The 26,068-nt window shown below is 42.9% G+C and carries 25 protein-coding genes and 1 tRNA gene; 14 read left to right on the top strand and 12 right to left on the bottom strand.

Features of this window, described 5'->3' with window-relative positions; translation table 11 throughout:
* Positions 1-131 precede the first annotated feature (131 nt).
* The gene (locus POV27_RS02530; RefSeq protein ID WP_272861162.1) at positions 132-950 is read left to right on the top strand and encodes a sensor histidine kinase; all 819 of its coding nucleotides are present in this window, start codon (positions 132-134) and stop codon (positions 948-950) included.
* On the top strand, positions 947-1,648 hold the full coding sequence (locus tag POV27_RS02525) for a LytR/AlgR family response regulator transcription factor (RefSeq protein WP_272861161.1): 702 nt from the start codon (positions 947-949) through the stop codon (positions 1,646-1,648). Before POV27_RS02530 ends, POV27_RS02525 begins: the two co-directional genes overlap by 4 nt.
* A 284-nt stretch (positions 1,649-1,932) precedes the next feature.
* Here POV27_RS02525 and POV27_RS02520 read toward each other — a convergent pair whose 3' ends face one another.
* The 6 genes from POV27_RS02520 to POV27_RS02495 all read right to left on the bottom strand — a co-directional run bounded on the left by POV27_RS02520 (position 1,933) and on the right by POV27_RS02495 (position 9,546).
* Positions 1,933-4,149 carry a DUF5916 domain-containing protein gene (locus tag POV27_RS02520; RefSeq protein WP_272861160.1) on the bottom strand — a complete coding sequence of 739 codons (2,217 nt, stop codon included), beginning with the start codon at positions 4,147-4,149 and terminating at the stop codon, positions 1,933-1,935.
* Between the two features lie 87 nt (positions 4,150-4,236).
* Positions 4,237-5,025: a LytR/AlgR family response regulator transcription factor gene (locus POV27_RS02515; protein WP_272861159.1), complete on the bottom strand. Its 789-nt coding sequence runs from the start codon at positions 5,023-5,025 to the stop codon at positions 4,237-4,239.
* 286 nt (positions 5,026-5,311) lie between these two features.
* A complete protein-coding gene (locus POV27_RS02510) occupies positions 5,312-5,806 on the bottom strand; it encodes a hypothetical protein (protein ID WP_272861158.1) in 495 nt (164 codons plus the stop codon).
* 429 nt (positions 5,807-6,235) lie between these two features.
* Positions 6,236-7,627 (bottom strand): RtcB family protein, encoded by a 1,392-nt coding sequence (locus POV27_RS02505; RefSeq protein ID WP_272861157.1) that lies wholly within the window; start codon positions 7,625-7,627, stop codon positions 6,236-6,238.
* Positions 7,628-7,762: 135 nt separating this feature from the next.
* On the bottom strand, positions 7,763-8,818 hold the full coding sequence (locus POV27_RS02500) for a nucleotidyltransferase domain-containing protein (protein WP_272861156.1): 1,056 nt from the start codon (positions 8,816-8,818) through the stop codon (positions 7,763-7,765).
* Entirely contained in the window at positions 8,815-9,546 is a 732-nt protein-coding gene (locus POV27_RS02495; RefSeq protein WP_272861155.1) for a nucleotidyltransferase domain-containing protein, read from the bottom strand. Before POV27_RS02495 ends, POV27_RS02500 begins: the two co-directional genes overlap by 4 nt.
* A 137-nt stretch (positions 9,547-9,683) precedes the next feature.
* Between POV27_RS02495 and POV27_RS02490 the strand changes: the two genes are divergently transcribed.
* Positions 9,684-10,772: a tetratricopeptide repeat protein gene (locus tag POV27_RS02490; RefSeq protein WP_272861154.1), complete on the top strand. Its 1,089-nt coding sequence runs from the start codon at positions 9,684-9,686 to the stop codon at positions 10,770-10,772.
* A 63-nt stretch (positions 10,773-10,835) separates the two neighbouring features.
* On the opposite strand, the gene POV27_RS02485 is transcribed toward POV27_RS02490, so the two are convergent.
* Positions 10,836-11,387, bottom strand: a complete 552-nt coding sequence (locus tag POV27_RS02485) for a 3'-5' exonuclease (RefSeq protein WP_272861591.1) — start codon at positions 11,385-11,387, stop codon at positions 10,836-10,838.
* 139 nt (positions 11,388-11,526) lie between these two features.
* Here POV27_RS02485 and POV27_RS02480 point away from each other — a divergent pair, with 139 nt between their 5' ends.
* Complete coding sequence (locus POV27_RS02480; RefSeq protein WP_272861153.1) at positions 11,527-12,537, top strand: helix-turn-helix transcriptional regulator; 1,011 nt, start codon at positions 11,527-11,529, stop codon at positions 12,535-12,537.
* Positions 12,538-12,540: 3 nt separating this feature from the next.
* Here the strand turns inward: POV27_RS02480 and POV27_RS02475 are convergent, their stop codons facing one another.
* Together POV27_RS02475 and POV27_RS02470 are read right to left on the bottom strand one after the other, a co-directional pair.
* Positions 12,541-13,089: a DinB family protein gene (locus POV27_RS02475; protein ID WP_272861152.1), complete on the bottom strand. Its 549-nt coding sequence runs from the start codon at positions 13,087-13,089 to the stop codon at positions 12,541-12,543.
* Between the two features lie 19 nt (positions 13,090-13,108).
* Positions 13,109-13,438, bottom strand: a complete 330-nt coding sequence (locus POV27_RS02470) for a winged helix-turn-helix transcriptional regulator (RefSeq protein WP_272861151.1) — start codon at positions 13,436-13,438, stop codon at positions 13,109-13,111.
* A gap of 76 nt (positions 13,439-13,514) precedes the next feature.
* On the opposite strand from POV27_RS02470, the gene POV27_RS02465 reads away from it, so the two are divergent.
* Together POV27_RS02465 and POV27_RS02460 are read left to right on the top strand one after the other, a co-directional pair.
* Entirely contained in the window at positions 13,515-13,925 is a 411-nt protein-coding gene (locus POV27_RS02465; RefSeq protein WP_272861150.1) for a GNAT family N-acetyltransferase, read from the top strand.
* Between the two features lie 38 nt (positions 13,926-13,963).
* On the top strand, positions 13,964-15,121 hold the full coding sequence (locus tag POV27_RS02460) for a phosphatidylserine decarboxylase (protein ID WP_272861149.1): 1,158 nt from the start codon (positions 13,964-13,966) through the stop codon (positions 15,119-15,121).
* Between the two features lie 64 nt (positions 15,122-15,185).
* Here POV27_RS02460 and POV27_RS02455 read toward each other — a convergent pair whose 3' ends face one another.
* Together POV27_RS02455 and POV27_RS02450 are read right to left on the bottom strand one after the other, a co-directional pair.
* Positions 15,186-16,052, bottom strand: a complete 867-nt coding sequence (locus tag POV27_RS02455) for a hypothetical protein (RefSeq protein WP_272861148.1) — start codon at positions 16,050-16,052, stop codon at positions 15,186-15,188.
* Between the two features lie 451 nt (positions 16,053-16,503).
* Positions 16,504-16,585, bottom strand: a tRNA-Leu gene (locus POV27_RS02450).
* Positions 16,586-16,701: 116 nt separating this feature from the next.
* Here POV27_RS02450 and POV27_RS02445 point away from each other — a divergent pair.
* Positions 16,702-18,090, top strand: a complete 1,389-nt coding sequence (locus POV27_RS02445; protein WP_272861147.1) for a dipeptidase — start codon at positions 16,702-16,704, stop codon at positions 18,088-18,090.
* A 3-nt stretch (positions 18,091-18,093) separates the two neighbouring features.
* A complete protein-coding gene (locus POV27_RS02440; RefSeq protein WP_272861146.1) occupies positions 18,094-18,600 on the top strand; it encodes a GldL-related protein in 507 nt (168 codons plus the stop codon).
* Here POV27_RS02440 and POV27_RS02435 read toward each other — a convergent pair whose 3' ends face one another.
* Positions 18,601-19,176, bottom strand: coding sequence for a PhnA domain-containing protein (locus POV27_RS02435; RefSeq protein ID WP_272861145.1), 576 nt, complete (start codon positions 19,174-19,176; stop codon positions 18,601-18,603). It abuts the gene before it with no gap.
* 118 nt (positions 19,177-19,294) lie between these two features.
* Between POV27_RS02435 and POV27_RS02430 the strand changes: the two genes are divergently transcribed.
* The 6 genes from POV27_RS02430 (at position 19,295) to POV27_RS02405 (ending at position 26,067) form a co-directional block, all read left to right on the top strand.
* Complete coding sequence (locus POV27_RS02430; RefSeq protein ID WP_272861144.1) at positions 19,295-19,660, top strand: BlaI/MecI/CopY family transcriptional regulator; 366 nt, start codon at positions 19,295-19,297, stop codon at positions 19,658-19,660.
* 2 nt (positions 19,661-19,662) lie between these two features.
* On the top strand, positions 19,663-21,735 hold the full coding sequence (locus tag POV27_RS02425; protein WP_272861143.1) for a M56 family metallopeptidase: 2,073 nt from the start codon (positions 19,663-19,665) through the stop codon (positions 21,733-21,735).
* Positions 21,736-21,893: 158 nt separating this feature from the next.
* Positions 21,894-22,994 (top strand): DUF4407 domain-containing protein, encoded by a 1,101-nt coding sequence (locus POV27_RS02420; protein ID WP_272861142.1) that lies wholly within the window; start codon positions 21,894-21,896, stop codon positions 22,992-22,994.
* Positions 22,995-23,042: 48 nt separating this feature from the next.
* On the top strand, positions 23,043-23,933 hold the full coding sequence (locus tag POV27_RS02415) for an aldose 1-epimerase (protein WP_272861141.1): 891 nt from the start codon (positions 23,043-23,045) through the stop codon (positions 23,931-23,933).
* 111 nt (positions 23,934-24,044) lie between these two features.
* Positions 24,045-25,004 carry a bifunctional Delta(1)-pyrroline-2-carboxylate/Delta(1)-piperideine-2-carboxylate reductase gene (gene lhpI / locus POV27_RS02410; RefSeq protein ID WP_272861140.1) on the top strand — a complete coding sequence of 320 codons (960 nt, stop codon included), beginning with the start codon at positions 24,045-24,047 and terminating at the stop codon, positions 25,002-25,004.
* On the top strand, positions 24,997-26,067 hold the full coding sequence (locus tag POV27_RS02405; RefSeq protein ID WP_272861139.1) for a proline racemase family protein: 1,071 nt from the start codon (positions 24,997-24,999) through the stop codon (positions 26,065-26,067). Before lhpI ends, POV27_RS02405 begins: the two co-directional genes overlap by 8 nt.
* Position 26,068 lies beyond the last annotated feature (1 nt).

The following is a 26,068-nucleotide window of genomic DNA, read 5'->3' as shown; positions in this document are numbered from 1 at the left end:
GGTCTTGGGATGGAAAGGCCTTGAGCGTAGACCTACTGTTTTCGTAACGCCTACGGATGTGTACATGCTTCAAAAAAGCCAGTTCATCACTTTTTTGGGAAGTCTTCTCGCTATTCCACTATTTTTACGGCATGATTACATTCCTGAAACGAAACAACTGGCTGCCAGTTAAAATTATCGTCCTCATTACCATCGCCGTTCCCATGGGAATCACGGTCTACGACTTAATAGAAACGGGAGAAAATTCGGTGGTGTTTCTTGGGGATTATCATCCCGATGTAGCCATGGTGGTGGTGATCTACTATACCATTTTACTGCTCCTCGGAATCTATTGGATCATCCTTCAGCTGAAGTCCTTACTGAAACTGAAAAACGAAAACACCAAAAACGAGTTGTCACACCTAAAGAGCCAGGTAAATCCACATTTCTTCTTCAATATGCTGAACAACCTCTACGGTATGGTGGATAAGGATACCGAAAAATCGAAAGCGCTTATTTTGAAATTATCGGACCTCATGCGGTATAGCATTTACGAAGGAGAAAAGGAGCTCGTCACCCTTGAAGAGGAGGTCGCTTACCTTCAAAACTATATCGAACTGCACAAAATGCGGTACCACAAAGAGATTGACGTACAATTCCATATCGATATTAAGGACGAGAAGATCCAATTGATGCCTTTGCTCTTTATCATTCTACTGGAAAACGCCTTTAAACATGGGGTTGAAAATCTTCGGGAAAACGCCTTTGTGCATATCAGTCTGCATGCTTCTCATCAGGCTATTAATTTTGACATCGCCAATAATTTTGATGCCAGTGAGCTTCCTTCAGAAAAGGGAATTGGGTTAGAAAACCTGCAACGAAGACTGGCCTTGGCCTATCCTAAAAAGCATACCTTTACCTATATTCAGGAAGGCGGGATTTTTAAAGCTCATCTACAACTGCGAAAATGACGAAATACCTTATCATAGACGACGAGCACATGGCTCATGAAATCATTAAAGGCTATTGCGACACCCTTGGCAATATGCAGTTAATTAAACATTGCTATGATGCGCTTGAGGCCTTGGATTACTTAAGAACCAACACGGTCGATCTGATTTTCCTCGACCTGAATATGCCCAAACTCAAAGGGTTCGATTTTCTACGAACTTTACCGCATCCGCCCAAGGTGATTGTCACCACCGCCTACCAAGAACATGCATTGGAAGGGTATGAATTGGAAATCGTTGATTACCTCCTAAAACCCTTTAGTTTCGAACGGTTTTTGAAAGCCGTTAACAAAGCCCTTCGCGTTCAAGAGCAATCCCCTGCACCGGCTCAGACTACTGAAAAGACCGATGCGGGACATTTATTTCTGTATAGTGATAAGAAGTACATTCAGTTGAAAGTGGAAGACATCCTCTATGTGGAAGCTGCTGGAAACTATTCCAAAGTACTTCTGAAGGATCGCAACGTCATGGTTCGGGAAAAGATCTCGGATATGTTGGAAAAGCTCCCTCCACAATCCTTTTTGCGCGTTCATAAATCGTATATCGTCGCCAAAGAGCATATTCACAGTGTTGAAGGGAATAGAATCACAATTTCCGACGCTATCATTCCCATTGGGAATCTTTACAAAGCCAATGTTCTTGCCTTGTTGAAGGGATAGGATTCTCTTGTCTTTTGTTGTAATGACGAAATAATTTTCGTGTGTAAAAATTATTGTCATTGGGGTTTGGTCCGTGGTAATGTCACCTCGATACAATTTTCTTTCCCTTCGATACATTTTGCCTCCCCTCGATACATTTTGCTTCGCAAAACACTCGGGGAACGGCAAAACACTCAGGGGCCCAGAAAATCACTCGGCGACCGGAAATCAGAAGGACAAAAACGGACGCCGAGTGTCACGCCAAAGGCGGGATGTATCGAGGTGCCCGTTCACAGCAGTCCAAATCACCTAAAAAACGTATACAAATACTTAATCGTAAATACCTGATCGTTAAAGGCAGGCAATTGGGGAGTTTGTAAGTCCCGATCCAAATTGTAATCCTGATTGTATACAAAATACAGATCGTGACCATCACTGAAATTATAACGAACCCGTGCACTGGATAAGAACTTTTCCGAAATGGAATTGTACTGCCCAATAAAACTCCCCGAGAGATGTAAATTCAGTGCCCAATTCAGTTTGGCCTCCCCAATATGGATCCAATCTTTTTGGTCTCTATCGTTAAAAGCGATTCGATTGGCCCGATACGAAGTCTCTATATTCATATGCTTTCCGAAATTAAAAACGGGATTAAAATTGAATCGGAAATTAGTCCCATCGAAGAATTTCCCATACTCTACCGAAATGGGAAACTGTATATCCCTTTGCACTCCGGGATTGTATGAGACCCCGAAATAAGCAAAGGTATATTCGCCTTCAGGAACGGAAAGTTCATTGCTGAACTGCAATTCGCTACCTACGTTTTCGTACTGCCCCTGGGCAAAGAAGCCAAAACTATCTCCGTTAAAAAGACGTCCCGTCCAAGATGTTCGGCTGTAGCCAGTAATAACATGGGAGAAATTGGTTGTGAAATAAATATCGGGATTAAAAAACGTCCATCTGCTGTACTGAAACAAGCCTTGCGTTCGGTCGTTATTGATCTTTCCCGTACCTAAGGTGCCAAAAAAGTTATGGTGTTTCTCCCTAAGCAAGAATCCCATTTCAGGATTGTATTGATCGCCCGAGAATTCGTAAGCCGCCCGGTAAATCCAACCATCCCGTTTGCGTTTGTCGAGAAATAGCGACACCCTGGAATTATCCGCCAAATCGTAGTTGGGTCCGTCTTTTTCGAAGGTGGTCGACGCGGAAGAAATGAGGAATAGGTCATTGGGAAAGCTAATCACCCCATCCATACCCAAGGCGGTATTGTAATATCCTTTTCGGATTCTATTGGTGGCCATAAAGCCCAAAAAGGAACGTTGATTGATGACCTTCCGCTTTAGTCGAAGGACACCAAAATTCTCCGAAGCTAGCGACTCTCCATCGTCCAAACCAATGCCTTCGGTCTGTAACGACAGCACCCCGATATCCGTTTTCCCAATGCTTCCTGTAAGCCTTGCGCCACCAATGATAGGCGTTAATCGACCGTTATTGATTCCTATTCTTCGGCTGTAGAATAGCTGAGAAAGTATTCCGGCATTGAAATCGAACAAGCCGGCTTGTTCCTGAAAGAACTTTCGCTTTTCAGGCAGGAAAATATTAACTCGGTCATTAATGTTCACCACCTGATCGTCTATTTCTACTTGGGCGAAATCGGTATTCAAAGTAAGATCCAACGTAAGATCGGAGGAAATGCCATAACGTACATCCAATCCGGCATCGAAATCGGTATCCGTGGATTCTTGGTAGGCTTCATTTTCCAGTCGGTTGGTTCTGTTTACGCTAGAAATGGCATAGGGAGTGATCTGCAATTGTTTTCTGGGTTCCAATCCTTCGAAGATGGCAGGAACTTTCATGGAAGGCATTTCTACTACATTAGGGATATTCTGTGGTAAGCTAGGAAAGGTTGCCAGTTTATTGAGATGGTTCTGACTCCGAAGTCCGGAGATACCGCCCATGACCTGTCCGTCTTCATTCTTTTTAAATCGCAGATTGGAAATGGGGATTTCGAATTCGGCGGTCCAACCAGTTTCATCGAAGTGGGTCTGGCCCTTCCAAATCATATCATAGGAACCATTAAAGGTTGCATTGCCCAACGGAATAGCATTATTGGATACGGCGAGATCGATTCGGCTACTAGCCGGAAAAACGGAGAAGATAAATCCTTTCTCTCCAGTAATATTCGGATCTATATGAAAGGAAACATAGTCATCTCCATACCACTTATCCCGCAAAAGACTTCGATTGATGACCTTTTCGGGTTCTGGTTCGAGCGCTTGAAATCCGATGTATAGATTCTTTTCATCGAAGGTAACGTACATGACGGTAAGCGAATCCGACACTCCCCAAGCCGGACTCAGTTCCGTAAAACGGTAAGGGGGTAATTCCTTCCAGGTCTTTTCAGATAAAATACCATCTATAACAATTTCCTCCTGTGTCTTTTTTATGACAAGGGGTTCCTGAGAAAACATATTAAGGGTGAATACTAGGCTTGCCAATAACAAATAGTAAGGTCTGTTCATTTCGTTTTTGATTCGAAACAAACGAACTCCGACTAGCTAAAAAAATAATACGTTACAGGCTGTGGGATAAAAGTGGTAAGATGCGGATTAGCACGCCAGCTCTTCTTTGTAGTTTCTACTGAATTTAACCGTTTGATCGGTCGTTAAATTAAGAACGCCGTCTCCACTTCGATTCTTTTCAATAGAACTAATGAAATCGGTATTCACGACATAGGAGCGATGCACCCGCTTTAAATTAGGATGGTTGTGCTCCTCCAAAAATGATTTCAAACTTTGGTATTTCACGTACTTCCCTACGGTGGTATGGATAATAATGCAATTATTGGACGCTTCTATAAAGCAGATATCGGTAACAGCAACCAGCTTCTTCTGATTCCTGGAAGACAGGCTTATTTTTTGGTTGAATTCGGTCGGGATTGTCTCCGGTACTTCCTCAAAACGCTGTTTTTCCTTTGCTCTTTTGTAATCCTCTGCCAAAGTATAGGCCAGAAAAGCATAGCATAGGAAATTCAATGCGATGTTGTTGGTCAAACTTGCATTGATGAAGGAAAAACTAGGTGAGGTACAATTATAGATATAGGCCATAGCAAACAGGATGATTCCTTGCGAGGCCAAAACACTCAATAGACTACTTGATATTGCCAGTCCGGAATGAATAAGGAGATCTTTAGGATTATTGCCCGACTTTTGAACCACCTTTTTAATGTAGGGCAAAGCGGCATTCCAAAATAGATACCCTACTCCTGCCACGATGAACAATTCTGAAAAGCAGACCAGATTTAGGCTTTCATGGAAAATCCTACCCACCGCCATGTTGATCAGAACCAGCATCAGGATGATGATTTTCTGTTTGCTGATGTTATGAAAACGGGTCATACGGGTTGGGTGGTGATTCGTTTCGAAATGTATAGAATTTTATGGAAAGAAGGTGTTTAAATATTCTTAAAGGATAAGGACGGTTCGATACATTTTGCCTCCCCTCGATACATTTTGCTTCGCAAAACACTCGGGGAACGGCAAAACACTTGGAGACCCGCCAAGATCACTGTGGGAAGAGTTAAACGGACGCCGAGTGTCACGCCAAAGGCGTGATGTATCGAGGTGCCCGGTTGGTCAGTCTCAAAAACGCTTCGACAAGCTCAGCGTGACATGCAGCACCTGTCTAAATACTTTTCCAAACCTCATCCTCCAACTTCGTTTTACGAAGCTTTGCTATGGATCGGTCCAAGAGTTCGTGGAATCCCTCCAAATCTCCTTTGCGCTTGACCATATTTTTATAGGTCCCGAAATGCACCCTATGAATGAGCCTTGCGTTTTTTATTTTAATCAACCGAGGATAGGCCTTCGTATGACATCGCCGTATTAAATAATCTTTAATTAATCCCCCAGCGTAATTATTAACCACCTTAACCGGAATGACATCCTTGTGATTTTCTATTGTAAACCCTGAAAATTCTATATGGTTATAATCTGCATATACAAAATAGATTTTACCGTTATGTTTTATAAGCAAAACCCTTATCCATAGCTCACGACAGGCCCAAACCAATAGAATTACTACTATGATTATTGGTAATAAAACGATTATAATTATTACCATGAATAGAGCAATCAAATGAGAAAAGCCATCCCCTATATCCTTCAAAAGATTTTTCATTTTTTCTTCTTTTTTTCAACTGTTTTTTTCACTTCGAATAGTCCCGCAGCTATTCTTATTATTATGTTCATTTCTTTTGCATGCCCAAAAGAAACGAACCAAAGAAAAAGGCACTTTTATAAGGAATTTTTCAGCACAGCTGAAAACTGACTTGTCAACTCCGCGGTCTCCCTACGGTTGACCTGAATCTCGGAGCTTGACCGCGTCTATTCTGCATAAAAGGGTATACAAGGCCATCTCGTAACATCTTCGCCCTTCGATTCGACTTCGGGACCCATAGTTCGAAAATGCGTTAAGAACAAAATGCTGTTTGAGCCTTTTGGCGAGTTCATTTTGTTTAGCATTAAGGACGTTATGGGTGAAGAAGAATCGACAGGCTAGATTTTTTGGTTCTTTTTCATCAATGGAAAAAGAACATGAAGAAAAAAATTACTTCTTTCTCCCACGCCTACGCCTCTTCCAAGGTGCATTCTTTAACCAATCCCCAGCCATGATACAACCGTAAGGCATGACCTCATCGATGACCGATCCCAAACCGAATTCTTCCATTTGCGAACGTACCGTTGCGGCATTCTTGTAGGCGCTTGGTAATTCGGTGATATCGATCTCGTTGGAGAAGAACCGCACATCCAACCCTTGGGTTTCTTGTGCAAAGATCTCCCCGAACGTTCCCGTCTTGCTCTTTCTATGCTGGGTACGGCTTACATTTCGGCCTGCACCATGTGGCGCAAATCCTAAATTGTTGGCAGTGGTTTTCCCTTCTACAATCAATACCGGTTCTGCCATGTTCAGCGGAATCAACCGTGGACCGGTGATATCCGGCATGAACTTGGCATCCAAAGGCGTGGCTCCTTTGGCATGGTAAAAATGATTCTCATCTTTGAACACAAAATTGTGCTCATTCCAGTATCGATCGTAAATATCGATCCCCGTTTTCAAGGCTACTGCATCGTGCAGTACTTGATGGTTCATCTTGGTCCAAGATCGGATGGTCTGCAAGGCATTCCAATACATTTGCCCTTCTTCAGTATCGTAAGGAATCCAAGCATTTTGCTTCAAGGTATCTGGAGACAAATCCTTACGGAATCGCTCGGCTATCTTCATTCCTTTGCTGTACAATCGGGCACCCGGACCACGCGATCCGTGATGGGTAATCATCATCGTATTCCCGGTTTTAGCGGACTGCCCCACATACAAAAAGTGGTTTCCATCCCCTTGGGTTCCCAAATGGGAACGGGCGGCCTGAATCATCTGCTGATTGTTCAACATATAATTGTCTTCGAAAGCATCCAACAATTCCTTAGGGAATCGGTATTGGGTGCTTCTATCCCTTCCGCCAGGTCCAAAATGGGTACTTGCATGCGCGGCATCCAGAATGGTCTTAGGATCTACCTTTCCGAAATCGGTTAGGTATACCGAACAGCAGATATCGGCACTATGCATTCCCGGATGGATGGCATTATCGGCCACAGCCACACCTCCTACGGGAATGGTTCCATTAGGTCCCGTTGGGCAAGCATCGGGCATGATGGCACCGTTTACCAATGTAGGCGTCTTCATCAAGGTCTCCATGGTTTGGATGACCGAGGCTACGTTGCCTTCTTCCAATTCGTTTTCAGCTTTTATATTAATGGAAAAATCCACAGGATCGGCATGCAAATCCAACGCCGGTGGTAATCTGAACTGCTCCAAATACGCCAACATCGCTTCGCCTTCCAAAGCATGGGTATTGATATGTTCTATGGCCTCTGGGAACCACTTTCCGGGTTTTAATCCCAAGGCGATCAATTCTTTTCCTGTAATGTTCTTTTTGTTTTCCATGTTTTTCTTATTTGAGCCCCGCCGACATCCCTCCTGTTCGGCGGGGCACTACACGAAACCCCGAAGGGTTTCTAAATGATACCTACACAAAGGTTCTTACCTATTGCGCAATTATCTTGCGTAGTTAAATTATTTTCAGTTTTTATAGAATTCGGATCGAAGGGATGCCAGTAAGGCATTCACTTCTTCGCGATTCGGTGCGGTTTTTAAACCCGAGTTTTCATAGATGCTTTCTAAAGCATCTTTCAGCCCTTCGGCTCGTGCTACCAAATCATCGTATTCAAATTCAGCATTCTTTATCTTCAGTAAGAAATTACGATCGGGTCTACGGACATGTATCTTTCCCTCCAATCCTATTTCCTTCGCCATATGCAACAACCGAAAGGTGTGCATCATATTCTTGGCATCGTAATTCTTTTCATTGGCTACATTGTTCTTGTAGCGTTCTTCGTTCCGCTTGGCCACCCAGGTCCAATATTCCTTGTACTTCTTGCAATAGGAAGAATATCCATCTTTGTTGAAATACAGCAAGGCCACGGGTTTCTCTCCTTTGGGAATAGAACTTAAACACACATCGTTGGCTCCGTCCCGTGCCACACCCTGATACCCATGATCGGAATAATGAAAAAGATTGAAACAATCCTTCATATGAGTGATACGGGCCAAACCGAGATCCTTTGCATTCCATGCTCGATCTTTCAAAAAGGTGGTTAACGGAAAAGAATCCTTCTCCACCCGCACATAGCAGAAATCCAATACGGACTTTCGCTCCTTCTCCACCGGATTCATGATCTTTTTGTTCAATCCTCTCGCCTTCTTTATTTGCGTAAAGGCATAATTGGCAAAGGTGTCCTTGCACAGTTGAGACAAAAAGAATTCACTTTTCAGCTTATCGAACAACGGATGCTTATAACGAACACAGTCCTCGGGCACATTGAGCATTTCCATGATATTGGGATTGTTCTTAGCCAATAATTCCATGAATTTCTTCAGTTCGTAATAGACGATATCATTCGTCTCATTGTTTATCTGCCCCACATAGTCCATGGAATAGTACTGTTCCTTCGGAAGGATAAAAACCCCACGAACATCTGTATCGCTTGTGGCGGTAGCCAAGCCATAGGCGCGACTACCGCTTACACATTCAAATATAATGGCCTTGGAGGCCTTCAATGCTGACAAGGTTTTCATGACATCACTGTTTTATATAGGTAATGATCTATTCTTTCACTATCAGGTTTTCCCGAAGGCAAGGACTTTGCATACTCCTTGTTCCTTGCTATGGTTTCGGTCAAAAAATCCAATACCAATTCGTTTCGGGAATGCCTATAACTTTCATTTTTGGTTGCCTTTAGGTTCATAAGGTTACGTATCTCATCGGAAACGGGATCTGGAGTCAAAGACAACATTTCAGAAAAAACCACAGGTGGCATACTCTTGTATTCCAATATCCAAGCACCGGCCAAACCTGTGCGAAGGGCATAGAATACATCCTTGAGTCGCATTGTATCCCCTTCCAATTTTTCGAGATACTTCAAACTCATACTCAAATAGTGGTACATGCACGCTATGGATGAGAAGCATTCCAATCCTATCTCCCTCAACTCCCCAAGACTCTCGTCCTCCTTGTATATGATTGGAGAAAATAGATGCTCCAAAGCAGGCACATTCGACTTCTTCATAAGACGCAATTGCTTTCTAAGCTCCCATCCTACGGCATCGAAGTCGCCATCCATAAGGTCTATGGTGTCTCTCTTTTCCGAAACTCCCATATACCATTCTATGGAGTGGGTATAGATAAAGCGTACGTCGAAATCACTATCGGGTGAGGCAAAACCCCAAGCCCGACTGCCCGATTCGCAGGCAAAAAATATGTCTACCCCGCTGTTTTTTTCTATTTCCAATAGTCGCTTTTCCATGATTTCTGATTTATGGTTCAAAGGTGAAACACCACTACGCAATTGTTTTGCGCACTCAATAAAAATGTAACCTTTCCACTATTTCAAGGTCATTAAGGCTAATGACCTTATGAACCATAGACCAAAACAATACAACCATGAAAAACCTAGTGATACTCCTCTTCGCAAGCCTCATTTTCCTTAGTTGCAATAACTCTATCGACACAGCCGATGAACTTATTGAAGCCCACTTGGAAGCTTTAGGCGGATACGAAGCCTACAAGGCCATTCACACCCTTACCTTTTTTATGACCTATGAGGAAGGGAATTATAAATCCCTGCACCGTTTCGACCGAAAACGACCCAATTTCATCCGGATTACCACCAATTACGATGAAGAAAAAGGAACCTTTGGGTATTGCGAAGGGTTCGATGGAGCCGCTTGGGAATACAGTTCGAAAATTCCGGTTCGGGTGGTAGGAGAACCCGCAAGAGCCTTGAAAAACGCATCTACCTTTGAAAAAGCCTATATCGATTATAAGGTAAAAGGCTATTCAGCCACATTCAAGGGAATCACAACCATTAAAGGTTATGAGGTCTATCATTTAGAATTGCGCAAACCCGATGGTTGGGTGGGCAACTATTTTTTCGATGTGGAAACTTTGATGGAATCCATCAGTATTGGAAATGCTCCTTATCATGGAGAAGGTAAAACGATAGAAATTTTCGAACGCCGATATGATTACCGCCCTGTCGCTGGAATCATGATGTCCTTTAAATCGCAAGATAGATCGGGTGACAAAATTTTATCCGAAAACGAGATCCATAGAATCGAAGCCAACCTCGATGTGCCTCAGGATTGGTTTTCCCCTCCACTATCGCAAGAGCAGGAAATGTTCAAGAACCTGCGCGAAACCATCTTGGATACTGATATTGAAAAATTGAATAGTCTGTATGGCGATTACAAGGATTTTTCTGAAGGTCAATTTCAGAAGAAACTAGCGGCCGAAGTGAACACCTTTGGCTATGAATTGATAAGCTATGAACGTTTTGAAGATGCCATCGAAGTATTTAAAATGGGAACCGTTCAGTTTCCTTCCGACTCCAATTTATTCGATAGTTTGGGTGAAACCTATTTAGCCATTGGAGATACCGTAAATGCAAGGATCAACTACGCGAAATCTGTAGCACTGAACCCCAACAACAAGCATGGGATTAAGGTTTTGAATTCAATAAATAAAAAGTAGATGGCTAAAAATTGGGCAAAAAAAATTAGCCCTTCGGCTAATCCACATTGCATTTTTACATCCTTAGGTGTTTTGGATACACCAATAAAGAATGTTGGCAATGTTGTACGCGTCGTCCACACCTCTGTGATGGGTCCCGTTAAGGGGCATCTTAAGATGTTTTAGGGCGCGCTTCATGCCCACACTTCGCCTCAATCCGGAAGCAGCCCGAAAGGCCTCCTTCACATTGATGTGCTGATTTCCAAAAGGATAATCCACACCGTGTTCCCTGCATTGTTCTTGGAACTTGTTGCGGTCATAAGCACCGTAACTTGCCCAAGTGTAGTGGGAGGATTGATATTCTTTCTCCAAGATCTCAACGGCATCCGCAAATGGGATTCCATCTTCCTCGATCATTTTTGGAGTGATCGAAGTGAGTTCTGTGCAGAAAGGGCTGATCGTGGAACGTTCGGGAATTACAAGAATCCCCTTGTTTTTGGACAACTCGCCAGAGCGAACATCCAATTCGCAAATACCAATTTCTATGATCTCACTATGGAGACGTTGGTATTCGCCATCATTTTCCCAGCAGGTAGCTTCTAAGTCTACCACTAGGATTTTCTCGGTTGTTTTCATCATTTCTGATTTTTAAATAATTAATAATTGGTTTTAGATGAAGCCACGCACAACCTATGTAAAAGAACTACCGCAAGAATCGAAATTAAGTACGCAATGTTTTTACGCACTTTGTATATTCGTATAAATTTTTCAACTAATGGCCTTAAACAAAAACGCACTTATCCGATATAAAACCATCGATAAATGCTTGCAAAACCCTTACCGACAGTGGACTTTGGATGATCTCATTGAAGCCTGTTCCGATGCACTTTACGAATACGAAGGGCGGGAAATAAATGTGAGCAAACGTACGGTTCAATTGGATCTACAAATGATGCGCAGCGATAAATTGGGATATAATGCCCCTATCGAAGTGTACGAGCGCAAGTACTATCGCTATGCCGACCCCGATTATTCTATTACCGACATTCCCTTGACCGAAAACGATATGAACGTACTTTCGGAAACGGTGGAAATGCTGAAACAATTCAAGGATTTTTCGCTCTTTTCGGAATTGGGCGGTATCATTCAACGATTGGAAGACAAGGTCTATACCGAAAAAACACATCAGGCACCTATCATTCATCTAGACAAAAATGACGGGCTTAAAGGGCTCGAGCATTTGGATGTTTTGTACCAAGCCATTGTAAAGAAAATGGTATTGCGGCTTACCTACCAATCCTTTAAAGCGCGGGAAGCTTCGGAGTTTGTTTTTCACCCCTTGATTCTGAAGGAATTCAATAACCGCTGGTTCCTTATTGGTAAAAGTTCGGAGAAAAAACCTATTCGGAACTTAGCCTTGGACCGTATTGTCTCGATCGATTATGACCTTTCCATTCCCTATTTGGATATTGAATTCAATGGGGACGAGTATTACAAAAACACGGTGGGCGTAACCGTATTGGGCGATGAACACATTCAGGAAATTTTACTGAAGGTGGATCGCAGCAACGCGCCCTACGTAATTACCAAACCCTTTCATGCCTCCCAGGAAATTGTGGAAGAATTTGAAGATCGAAGTGTTACTGTAAAGCTTCGGGTGCATATTAATTATGAATTGGAACGCCTTATTCTGGGGTTTGGGGAATCCATCGAAGTACTAAAGCCGCGATTATTGCGAAATAGGATTAAGAAGAAATTAGAGGCGGCGGTTGCAAAGTATGACTAACGATCACGCCTCATTTACATATCGCTCCTTAATAATATTGAAGTGTCGCAATTCGTGTCCTGCAATGTGATAGGCCAGTCCTCTCACAGTGCGTTCGTTTACAACACTTCCGTCGGAGTCGATCCCATTACCCGATCGCATAAAACTATCTTCGGGTAAATATTTAAATAAGGAAATGGTAGCCTTCCGAACGGTTTCGTATTCATCGAAAATACTATCCAAACTCCGCTCATTGGCTTCGGAATGTTCGGCATAGTCATCTTGTTCGAACCCATGTAACGGAGTCTGGTCATTTCGCGCGTAGCGTAAGGCCCTATAACTGAAGATGCGCTCATCGTCGATGATATGCACAAGTATTTCTTTGATGGTCCACTTCTTGGGGGCATATCGATACGTAAGCATGGCTTCGGGAAGAGCGTAGATGTACTCTTTGATCCTCAAGAAATTGTTCCACAAATGATTCAGAACATTGCCGTCGTCCTCCAGCAGGTCCATGTAAATGCTTGAGTACGCTGGGTATTCCCCTACTTTCGGTTTTTGTATCGTTCTCATCTTCTCCTCTATTATCATTTCAATCGAAATTCTTGGCCCAGGTGTTCCGTGCCCATCCTCCAAGGGGCTCGATCAATTCATAAAGTTCCTTTCCGTCTTGGGTCAGGGCATATCCTTCAAGGGTTCTTTCGATAAGATGGGACTCCCTCAATTCTTTAAGACGTTTGTTCAGGGTAGTGGGCGAAATGGATTCGCAATAATCCTGAAGTTTTCTAAACGTGCTGGGACCACTGTACAGATGCCAAATAATCCCCATGGACCAATTACGGCCCAGAAGATCCAATAAAGCCATTACGGGTTGTCCTGTTTTTGAACCGCGGACCGGTTTTCCTGGAACGGGTAGATTCATTTTTTGCTACATATTTAGTAGCAAAACTACAAAAAACGTAGTATCTTGCAAACTGAATATCAATCTTTTATCCAAAATGGACTATCGAATCACTACCAACACACTCACCGTAGCCGAGTATCAGTCACTTCGTGGTACTACGTCTTGGGAGCAACTACCCGATGATCAGGTGGCCGAAGCCTTGAAAAATGATTTGTTTTCGGTATCTGTCTATTTAGGAACGGATTTTATAGGAATGGGCCGAGTCATTGGCGACGGAACCCTGTACTTTTACATTCAGGATATGATTGTACATCCAGATCATCAGGGAAAGTACATCGGAAAATTCATGATGGAAGCCATTGAAGAATTCTTAAATGACAATGCGAAAGGATACGCCTTCATAGGCCTTATGGCCGCAAAGGGCACTAGCGATTTTTACAGAAAGTTGGGATACCGGCCTAGGCCGGGCAATGCACCTGGCATGTACCGGATTCTTTCGAAATAACCTTTAAACCACCATTAACAAACCTAAAACCAACCCTTATGAAACGCAAAATCCTCACTTCTCTTTTCGTTCTTTTGTTCATGGGTTTCGCCTCCTTTTCCCAAACGGATTCACCTCCTGTAAAAGAGCTTAAGGAGATTTACAATGCCAACTCCTCCTTTCAGAAGGTCGTAAAAGATATGTTCGCCAACCTTCAGGATATGCCCGATGGCACTGCGAATCCCTGGCGTAACAAAGACATTAACGACTTGTATGATTTTATGAATGAGTGGTTTTATTTCCTACCGAACACTAAAAATGGATTGGACAAGATCCTAGAATTCTCCATGCTCTATTATCACAATCCGGCTGGGATGAAATTCATTCTAGAAGAACCGGGCTACAGTTGGTCTTTGCGTTTTATTGAGGAACGCGGAAAATACATGGACAGTCCCGCTTCTGCCAAGGGGATTGCCACTTGGCTGGAAGACGAATCGCTAGGTCATGAGGATTTTGTGGCTCCGTTACATGGCTATGCTTCTTTCAACGAATTCTTTACCCGTGAGTTAAAACCGGGCGCACGGAAAATTGATGACATCGATGATCCTTCGGTATTGGTATCTCCGGCCGATGGGGTCATGAACATGATCAATAACGACCTAAAACTGGACACCCAAATCCCTACCAAAGGAAGGATGACGTTAAACCTTAACTCTCTATTGGGTAATTCTAAGTACGCCGAAAAATTCGTCGGTGGAACGGCATTGGCAGTTTTTCTGAAACCCGACAACTACCATCATTACCATTCGCCTGCTTCAGGTATCGTGGTCGAAGCCAATGAAGATGTTGGGGACCGGTTATTTGGGATGCCCGACATTCCGGATATGATCAACAACGGGAATGTGGCTTACAATAAAGACTACAGTGTTTTCGAAAACTTCCGGCATGGGTATTTGGTTATAAAAACAGAGAAGTTTGGTTATATCGGGATGATTCCGATCGGACTTCAGACCATTGGATCCGTGGTTTTCGAAGACCATCTAAAAAAGGTAAGCGACACCCAACCGAAACTGATTCATAAAGGTGACAAAGTAGGACATTTTGCCTATGGCGGATCTACGGTCTTACTCATCTTTCAGAAAGGGGCCTTTAGCGCCATAGGGGTAAAGCAAGGGCAACAGATTGGGAAGCTGAGCGAAGTTCCAGACAATGATTAGTAAACAAATAAAAAAGCCCCTGATCTCTCAGAGGCTTTTTCATATGATTATACGGGATGATTATTTACCTCAACACGTAGCTAAAGTTTTGAGTAAACACGGAAGTAACTTCTCCGGTAAAAATATCGTAGGAGGTAATGATTCTTTCAGTCGGCTTACCTTCTTCGTTGTATTGGTACTGAAAATCTCTTCTCAATTTACTTTCATTGGAAATAAAGTCGAAAATGTACTTGCTCAATGGATTGTTATCATTGTAAAGGTATTCCCAATCCATCCCTGTACCATCGGTAGCATAGGGTAACTGAATACGACTAATGGCCTCTCCAAAGTATGGGCTTTCGTTTGTATCGTAGGTCCAAGTGGAAGCTTCCAGAACATCTGGGAAACCACCATTAATCTGGTACAATGTCTTCTCCGCATAATTGGTGGTTCCACCTACATAGGCGAAATCGTAGTATCGATCACAAATTGCGGCATTATAATCATCCATATTGGAATAGACACAAACCTTACCAATGTTTCCACCGGTATTGTATTCATAGGTGATGAAAAATATCGTTCCGTTATGATGGTTGGTGCGTCGTACTTCCATTACTCTGCTTGAACTATCGTAGTCGAATTCGATCGTGTAATACGGTGTGTTGGGCAATGTGACACTTTCAATTTTAGTGATGTTATTACCCTCATAGGTGAACTGTCTGAAATATTCGTCCGTCTCGTTTCTCACCAATTTATTGTCATCATCGTACACAAATCGTAGCTCAGTACTACCGCTAGAGGAAGTGCTCACTATTTTATCTACATAAGCAATTTGTGGTACCGGATCTGGATCGGGATCGGGGTCTGTAGCAGTTTCACCTCCATTGTCATCGCTGGAGCAAGAAAAAAGGAATCCGGTTAAGATGATGGATAGAAAAAGGAGTCGTTTCATTAAAATAAGTATTTGAAATTTGGAGCGCAAAAATGCATTATTTCAATGAAAAACCGAAAGGGTTTTTTCCTGTTTATTTCGTGTATTTTTTTGGGGATTGAAAGTCAATTGTTTAGTTGAAGGTAGATGTCATCTCGATACAATTTTCCTTCCCTTCGATACAATCCTTCGGATCACCTTCCTGTATGCTGTCGCCGAAGCTTTAGCATAGGTGGGCGGCAGGCAGGCGCATGGGTCCGGAAAATCACTCGATGACCTTTCCATAAAACCGGACGCCGAGTGTTTCGAGAGAAACGAGAAATGTATCGAGGTGCCCGGTTCGTTACCTCAAACCGCTTCGACAAGCTCAACATGACAGCTAAGGGCAGGTTTATGCGCCCTTCAATGAAATTCCTTCATTCTCAATTGAAATATATTCAAAGAAAAAGCCCCTGATTTCTCAGAGGCTTTGTGCGGATGAAGGGAGTCGAACCCCCACGCCTTGCGGCACTAGATCCTAAGTCTAGCGTGTCTACCAGTTCCACCACATCCGCTTAGGGAGGGCAAATATAAGGAAGATTTATAATTAACAAACAAACTTTTCTTCAAAAATTACATCTTTATTGTACCTTCGTCTTTCAATAACCAAGCATTACAAACACTAGGATTCATGGACAGCGCAAAAGCTTATGTAGATCAGAATAAAGATCGATTTATCGATGAACTTATCGAATTACTCAAAATTCCTTCCATCAGTGCCGATTCGGCCTACAAAGATGACGTTATAAAAACCTCGGAGGCGATCAAAGAAAGCCTAGAAAAAGCAGGTTGCGATCAGGTGGAAATCTGTGAAACCCCCGGCTATCCTATTGTCTATGGAGAAAAAATAATTGATCCAGATTTACCCACTGTTCTAGTATATGGACACTACGATGTGCAACCCCCCGATCCATTAGACCTTTGGGATAGCCCACCATTTGAACCCGTAATTAAGTCGACCGAGCTACATCCCGATGGCGCTATTTTCGCCCGAGGAAGCTGTGACGACAAGGGGCAAATGTATATGCACGTAAAAGCATTGGAATATATGACTTCTACGGGTCAGCTACCCTGCAATGTGAAATTCATGATCGAAGGGGAAGAAGAAGTGGGAAGTGAAAGTTTGGGATGGTTCGTGGAGCGCAACCAAGAAAAATTGGCCAATGATGTTATCCTTATCAGTGATACAGGAATGATTGCCAAGGAAATTCCATCCATTACAACGGGACTTCGCGGACTGAGCTATGTAGAGGTAGAAGTAACAGGACCCAATCGTGATTTACACAGCGGATTGTATGGTGGTGCGGTAGCAAACCCTATCAATGTGCTTACTAAGATGATCGCCTCGCTTCACGATGACAATAAGCACATTACCATTCCCGGGTTCTATGATGATGTGGAAGAACTCACCACCGAAGAGCGCGCTAAAATGGCCGAAGCCCCTTTCAGCAAAGAAGCGTATACAAAAGCCTTGGATATTGAAGATGTGTATGGTGAAGAAGGATATACCACCAATGAAAGAAACTCAATCCGACCTACCTTGGACGTAAACGGAATTTGGGGTGGTTATACTGGTGAAGGTGCCAAAACGGTTATCGCAAGTAAAGCCTACGCAAAGATTTCCATGCGCTTGGTTCCTGACCAAAACTGGGAGAAGATCACCGAATTGTTCAAAAATCATTTTGAAAGCATCGCTCCCAAGGGAGTTACAGTGAAAGTGACACCGCACCACGGCGGACAGGCTTACGTAACACCGATCGATAGCATTGGATACCAAGCGGCTTCCAAAGCCTATGAAGCTACTTTCGGAAAAGTGCCGATTCCGCAGCGCAGTGGAGGAAGTATTCCTATTGTTGCTTTGTTCGAAAAGGAATTGAAAAGTAAAACCATCTTAATGGGCTTCGGATTGGATAGTGATGCCATCCATTCGCCCAATGAACATTTCGGAATTTGGAACTACCTAAAAGGAATAGAAACCATCCCTATGTTCTATCATTATTTTACCGAAATGAGCAAATAAGCCATGTCTCGGTTACGAATTCAACAACCCTGGCGCATTGCTGCAGCCATTGCCCTTATCGGCATTTTATTCAAGCTGTTGCATTTGACCTATGCCCCTGAGTTGCTGATCATCGGGTTGGCGGGTATTCTCATTTTATATCCTATCCATTTTCTAAAGAAAAGAAAGAAGGGCTTCTTAGATTACGCTAAGCTATTCTTTGCCATTTTCGGAACCCTGCATTATGGTTTCCGCATCTTCCATTTGGACTATGGATATGTATTTACACGATTGATGCAATTATCCCTACTTCTCTTAATTATCGCTTATGTAAGTGAGAAATACGTAGGAGGGACATCGTCGAAAACTGAAATCTGGGAAACATTACTCTATGTTATTGCTGGTGTGGGTATCGTTATTGGAGCCACCCTCAAAATATTGCATTGGCCGTATGGTAATTTCCTTCTAATTGGTGGCCTAGTGGCTGCGGCAATTTCAGTAGTCATCGGAAGCTTTACTCCCAAGGAATAGCTATAATTTCTTAACATATTTAGTAACGATCACAATGTGTTGACCGTCTACTTTTCCTTCAATGTATTCTGGGTTTTCGTGGTCCAGGGATATTCTTCGTACCGCAGTTCCTTGTTTGGCCACCATGCTAGACCCTTTCACTTTTAGGTCTTTTATGAGGACCACGCTATCGCCGGCTTTCAGGATGGCTCCGTTGGCATCTTTGTGCACGATAGCATTGCTCTTATCTTCTGCATCGCCAGCAGCGGCAGCCCAAGCCTGGGTATCTTCATCCAAATACATCATGTCCAAAAGATCTTGCGGCCATCCTTCCGACTTCAATCGATGGAGCATGCGCCAAGCCATGACCTGTACAACAGGCTCTTGACTCCACATACTATCATTAAGACAACGCCAGTGATTGGCGTCACGAACTTCACTATCGAATTGAGAGGTGCATGTACCGCAGGACAAAAGATGATTCTCCAGCCCACTTTTTGGGGAGTTTGGAACTTCATAAGGTGCTAAGGATTCATCTGCTCCACAGAGTTCGCATCTATTTTCGGCACGCTTTAGCAGGTCTCTCTCTAGACTCATGGATTTGGGATTTGCGGCAAAGGTAACAGATTAAAAACAATAAATTTTACCTCTACATTTGTAGAATTAAAATATTTGTTCTACATTTGTAGAGTAAATTCTAAAAACGTAGAAGAAAATGCAATTATCGAACGCCGAAGAACAGCTCATGCAGATCCTCTGGAAAAAGAAGCGCGCCTTCATGAAGGATCTTATCGAGGGTTACCCAGAGCCCAGACCTGCCACCACTACGGTTGCCACCCTATTAAAGCGTATGCAGGACAAAAAGTTTGTAGACTACAAACAATTGGGGCGTTCGCGCGAGTACTTTCCTTTGGTAAAAAAGAAGGATTATTTCTCTAGACACGTAAATGGTCTCATTAAGAATTTCTTCAACGACAGTGCTTCGCAATTTGCTTCTTTCTTTACGGAAGCCACAGACCTCAGCAAGGAAGAATTGGAAGACCTTAGAAGCTTAATTGACGAACAAATTAAAAAGAAATAGGTATGGAAATGTATTTATTGAAATCGGCCGCATGCCTCGGGATTTTATATGCTTTCTACAAGCTTTTTCTAGAACGTGAAAGCATGCACACCCTGAAACGATTCTATCTTTTAGGAATTATTTTACTGTCCTTTACCATACCCTTTATCACCTTTACGGAATATGTTGAAGCTACACCTCTCGCGAACACAATCACCTTCTCGGAAGACGCTTCCATTTCGATAACGCACGAAAAAGCTCCCAACTATTTGGGTATAGCCTTGGGCATCATCTATGGTATTGGACTGCTTTTCTTCGGTTTAAAATTTGGAAGGAATCTTTTCTCCATGATTCGAAAAATCAGGAAAAACCCCAGATTTAAAAACAAAAATGTATTCCATGTGTTGTTGTTGGCCCCAACCACCCCACATACCTTTTTAAGTTATATATTCTTAAACCGAAATAACTTTGAAGCCAATGAAATCCCAAAGGAAGTTCTGGACCACGAAGAAGTACATGCTCGGGAATGGCATAGCTTGGATGTCCTATTTATAGAATTACTACTTGTCGTATTTTGGTTCAATCCCCTACTCCATTTCATACGTCATAGCATTAAACTGAATCACGAATTTTTGGCAGATCGTGCGGTGTTGAAAACCGGTATCGATGCCTCGACCTACCAAAATACCCTGTTGGCATTCTCATCAAATGCCTGTTCGCCATCACTGGCCAACTCTATTAATTATTCATTCATCAAAAAACGAATTAAAATCATGAGAAAACACACATCACAGACTAGCACTTGGGTGCGAAGTCTAGTTGTAATCCCTTTATTGGCTGTACTAGTTTATGGATTTAGTACCACCAAACAAGTGGAAAAGGAAAACACCTTTGTTGCAGCAAATGAGATATCGAATGCCGATGCTTTTGAAGCCGAAAACATAAGGATCTTTGTAAACGAGGAAAAAGAGTTATTGGTAAACGAACGATTATCATCACTGAAAGAACTTCCTGTAACCTTAAAGGAAATAAATCCACACCTTACCAAAACGCAACGACAACAAACCGTCATCGCTCAAATTACGGCAGATGGATCCCTTCCTATGGGACTTATTTTCGATATAAAAGCGGCGCTTGAGGACTATGGAATAAAGAAAATGCATATTCCAGGCAAAGTACATAAAGAAGGTACATCGGGTACCTATGCAGAAAATCTGGTTTTGAATGTTTCCGATGATGCTAAAAATCCTGTTCAAAAGAAGGCTACTGCGAAGGAGGTTGCAGAATACAATCGCCTGGCAAAGAAGTACAATGACATGCCCAAGGACAATATGTTCATTATTAAAGAAGAAATCGAGCGCATGGAGTACCTCTACTCCAAAATGAGCAAAAAGCAGCGCGCCAATGCGCAAGCATTCCCGAAACTTCCACCGCCACCACCGGCGCCACCAGCTCCGGGAGCCAAAGAGCCTAAAGTGGTTCCAGATCCACCAAAAACAAATTCGTGGGTAGCAGATCCGGACGAAAATATTCCACCGCCACCGCCACCTCCGCCATCAGGCGACAAGAATACATTTAAATTCAGAAAAGGCGTTCCCGATGGAGAAATGCCCCCTCCACCACCGCCACCACCGACTCCTGAGTCCCCATTAGATCACATTAAGTCGATGGCAAAGAAAGATGCTAACTTCTATTATGAAGGAAAGAAGATATCTTCTGCAAAGGCGATATCACTCCTGGAAAAGAATGAGGACCTTAACATCCAAACCATAGGATACAATTCGGATCGACCTACGGTGAAAATTTCTACAGAACCCATTGTTCATGCCAAGTACAAGTTTAATCACAAGGTATCGACAAACGTAGATGTAAAAACAAACCATGAAATAAAGACGGACTATAAAATACAACAAGATCCGCTCATCGATTTAACCCAGGCGATTTCTGAAGGTGCCACTTTCTTTCTCAATGACAAGCAAATCAGTAAAGATCAAGCGATCGAATTGACCAAAAAAGTAGACGCTATCGCAACAGTAAACGTTATTAAGGGCGAAGATGGAAAGCCCGAAGTTCATTTCTGGAGCAAGAAGCAGTAAAAACAGGTTGCTAGGGAAGGATAAGGGTTTGTTCTCTTTTTGAAATTGCCAATCTTTTCCCAAAATACTGAGGCCCCCAACAATTGGGGGCTTTTTTATGTAACAAATCATAATTAAATACGTTCTAACTAACTCATCAATCCCTTATCCAACTAGTTATGTTACAACGATTTTTCATCTTTTGCTCCGGGGCCGACACCGATATACTCGACGAGTGCTCTTCCGGGGAACAGACCAAGTATGCGGGTATAGGGGCAACTGTATTCTTTACCGCTGTGATGGCTACCATTGCAGCTTCTTATGCCCTATACACTGTATTCGACAGCCTTTTACCTTCTATTTTCTTCGGAATTATATGGGGAATGCTCATTTTTAATCTTGATAGATTCATTGTTTCTACCATCAAGAAAAGAGATAATTTTTTCGATGAACTCATACAGGCATCCCCTCGAATTCTCCTAGCCATTATCATCGCCATTGTAATTTCAAAACCTTTGGAATTGAAGATTTTTGAAAAGGAAATAGACCAGGTCCTTTTGGAAGAAAAGAACCAAATGACCTTAGATAATCAGGAGCAATTGGCCATGCAGTATACGCCGGCCATCGAAGCTCTAAATACTGAAATAGATAACCTGAAAAACGAGGTCGCTACCAAAGAAACAGAGGTAAATACCCTGTACGAAACCTATATAGCCGAAGCCGAAGGACGCAAAGGCACCGAAATTGTAGGCAAGGGGCCCGTTTACAAAGAGAAACGGGAAAAGCACGATTCCGAATTAGCTGCCCTGCAGGCATTGCGAACGGAGAATAAAGCCAAAGTTGAAGCTGCCGAAGCGCAAATAGCCCAATTGGCATCGGACTACGAAACCAAAGTAGCCGATACCCAGCCTGTCATTGACGGATTCGATGGACTGATGGCTCGTGTAAATGCCTTGGGGAAACTACCTTGGTTGCCTTCCTTCTTTATTTTCCTATTGTTCCTAGCCATAGAAACCTCGCCCATTTTCGCCAAGTTATTGTCTCCCAAAGGACCTTACGATCTGAGATTGGCAGAGCAGGAAGGTGCTATCCAAACATGGACCGTACAACAAAAAGTGCAACGCGAAATATTGGTGGCTACCGATAGGGACGTAAACAATCGAGTGTACGCCGATATTGCCGAAGAGCAGGAATTGTACGATTACAAGCGACGTATTGCACGTCAGCTCATGCAGGAACAGGCAAATGCCTTTTACAAAAAGCAACAAAGTATCCTTTAGGGATTTAACTCATATTTTTTTTGTTACTTGGTGGGTTTAAATTAAAACATGACCCACCATTTTATTTCACATCCTAACCCAAAACTTTCTCATTACGTTTTTGAAAGTGCCAAGGCGTCCTACAAGGTATTCCCTCATTTGGGTGGAAGTGTATTGGATTGGGTGCATGACGGGACTCAAATCATGACTCCTTTCCCCTTATCGGAAGAGGGAATTGCCTATTATGAGAAGTTCTATCCAAGCAGTTTGTTGTTCCCTTTTCCCAATCGGTTGGAGGATGGTACATTTAGACATGAAGACATTTCTTACACCTTACCCATCAATGACCCAGACGGAAATAACGCCATCCATGGATGTGTGAGTAATTGCTCTTTTTCGGTCTCTTCGGTAACGGATACCCAAATACATTTAGACTACGATCATAACCCTAACGGATCTTTCCCCTTCGCTTTTAAAATGGAGGTGAGCTATGCGTTTTCTGAAAAAGGAATGACACTATCCTTCCACGTAATCAATTTGGGCAACAAGTCGTTTCCTTTTGGGCTGGGGTGGCACCCTTATTTCACCATGGAAGATAAGCATAGCGAAATCCTATTCGCGTCTAACAAAACATATCATACCAATGGCCGAATGATCCCAACAGATGCCAAAGATATCGTTCGTAATTCTATTACTTTAAACAATAAGGAGCTGGATACGGCATTCAACCTTTTACAACCCGAAGTAAGGTTGAAAACCAAGGAGTACGATCTTTCCATAACAACCCAAGGACTTGAGTATCTCCAACTGTTCATTCCAGACGACAGAAAATCCATCGCCATCGAGCCTATGACCTGTATTGCGAATAGCTTTAACAACGGTGTGGGCAAGCAAATACTACATCCGCAGTCTTCCTTTAAATGCTCCCTCCATCTTCAATTGGAGCATGGAAATACATGATACTCACTCAGGGATTTTCATAGAATTGATATCATATTATCCATTCATAGTACTTTATTAACGAATTCGTATTAATCTGATATTACATCTGGGGATTTACTTATTTTTGAAATGATGCAATCCCTTCTTCAAATAGACGCTCATTTTATTGAAGAGAACACCCATTTCCCTTCCTTAATTCAGGCCTTGAAGTCGCACTTTACCCAATCGGGGATTAGCATTCCCAAAAGGCACCATCACGATTTTCAAAACGCATCTTCCGATAAGGATACGACCCTTCTCCTCATGCCAGCTTGGGATCCTTCGGGAAGTGCAGGGGTAAAAGTGGTTACCGTAAATCCTGACAATGATAAAGTAGGGCTTCCTTCCGTTCAGGGGGTTTATATTCATATGGAGGCGAGTACGGGTGTGGTGAAGGCCATCATAGACGCCAAAAGCCTTACGGCCAAACGTACGGCCGCCGCTTCAGCATTGGCATCTACTTTTCTATCGAACAAAAATGCCGATTCCCTATTAATGATAGGAACAGGAGCTCTTGCTTCTAACTTAATTCAAGCACATGCCAGTGTGCGCAATATAAAACAGGTGTACCTCTGGGGAAGAAATTACAAGAAGGCAGAAGCGCTGAGTGAGAAACTTAAACCGCTAGGCATTCAAGCCGAACCCATTCAAACCATTGAAGAAAAGATTTCGGAAGTGTCCATCATATCTTGCGCGACCCTATCGGCCACACCATTGGTTTTGGGAAAATATCTCAGACCTGGACAACACATAGATTTGGTAGGAGCCTACAAACCGAATATGCGGGAAGCGGATGATGTCACTATAGAGAAGGCGTCGGTGCATGTAGATACCTATCAGGGATTGAACGAAAGTGGGGATATTGTCATTCCCATGCAGAACGGGATTCTGAAACGTGAAGCCATACAAAGCGACCTTTTCGAATTGTGTTCCAATGCAAAAGAAGGAAGAACTCATGATGATGAAATCACATTGTTTAAATCAGTAGGACACGCTATCGAAGATCTAGCCGCTGCCAACTATTATTACAAAAAAATGACCCATGCCTAAGAATACCTACGAGAACATTATGCAATCTAATCTTTCGGAAATAAAAACCGACGGATTACATATCAAGACCATAGACATGCATACGGGAGGTGAGTCTTTGCGGGTTATTTTGGAAGGCTTTCCAGAACTGAAAGGCAACTCGGTATTAGAGTATCGCAACTATTGCAAAGAAAACTACGATCACTTACGAACGGCCCTTATGCTCGAACCGAGAGGCCATGCCGATATGTACGGCTGTTTATTGGTGCCTCCAAACGATGAAGAAGGCGATTTTGGTATTCTTTTCCTACATAACGAAGGCTATTCTACCATGTGTGGCCATGCCATCATTGCCATTTCTACCTTAGCTGTTGAAATGCAATGGATCGATGTGAAAGAGGGAGATAATCTCTTAAAAATAGATGCTCCCTGTGGAAGAATCCTCTCTTATATCTTCGTGAAAGAAGGACAGGTTTCTGGCGTTCGATTTCATTGTGTTCCGAGTTTTGTTTTGGCTTTGGATCGAACCATTGAAATCCCAGGGTTGGAAACCATCACCTACGATCTAGCTTATGGCGGAGCTTACTATGCCTACGTGGATATGGCCAAGAATTCTTTCGATTTCGATCTAGACACTTCATCCTATAATGATCTTATTAAGGCAGGAATGGACATTAAGAGAGCCGTTTCAGCAAGGGATACGGATATCATCCATCCTTTGGAAAGGGATTTGAGCTTTTTGTACGGAACCATCTTCGTAGACAATACGAAACAACCCAACGGAAACGACAGTAAGAATGTGTGCATTTTTGCCGAAGGTGAAGTAGATCGTTGCCCCACGGGTTCCGGGGTTTCTGGCCGAATGGCGATTCACTCGGCAAGAAAAGAAATTGCGTTGGGCGAAACCATGAGCATTGAAAGTATTACGGGCTCTGTTTTTAATGGATCGGTTGTATCCGAAACGACTTTTGGGCCTTTTGAGGCAGTAATTCCACAAGTAGAAGGCACGGCCCATATCACAGGACACCACACCTTTATTATTGACCCAAAGGACCCTATGAAACACGGATTTATTTTAAGGTAGC

It is taken from the genome of Aureisphaera galaxeae (assembly GCF_028561275.1).
Classification (GTDB): Bacteria; Bacteroidota; Bacteroidia; order Flavobacteriales; family Flavobacteriaceae; genus Aureisphaera; species Aureisphaera galaxeae.
This window is presented reverse-complemented; position numbering and strand designations above follow the sequence as displayed.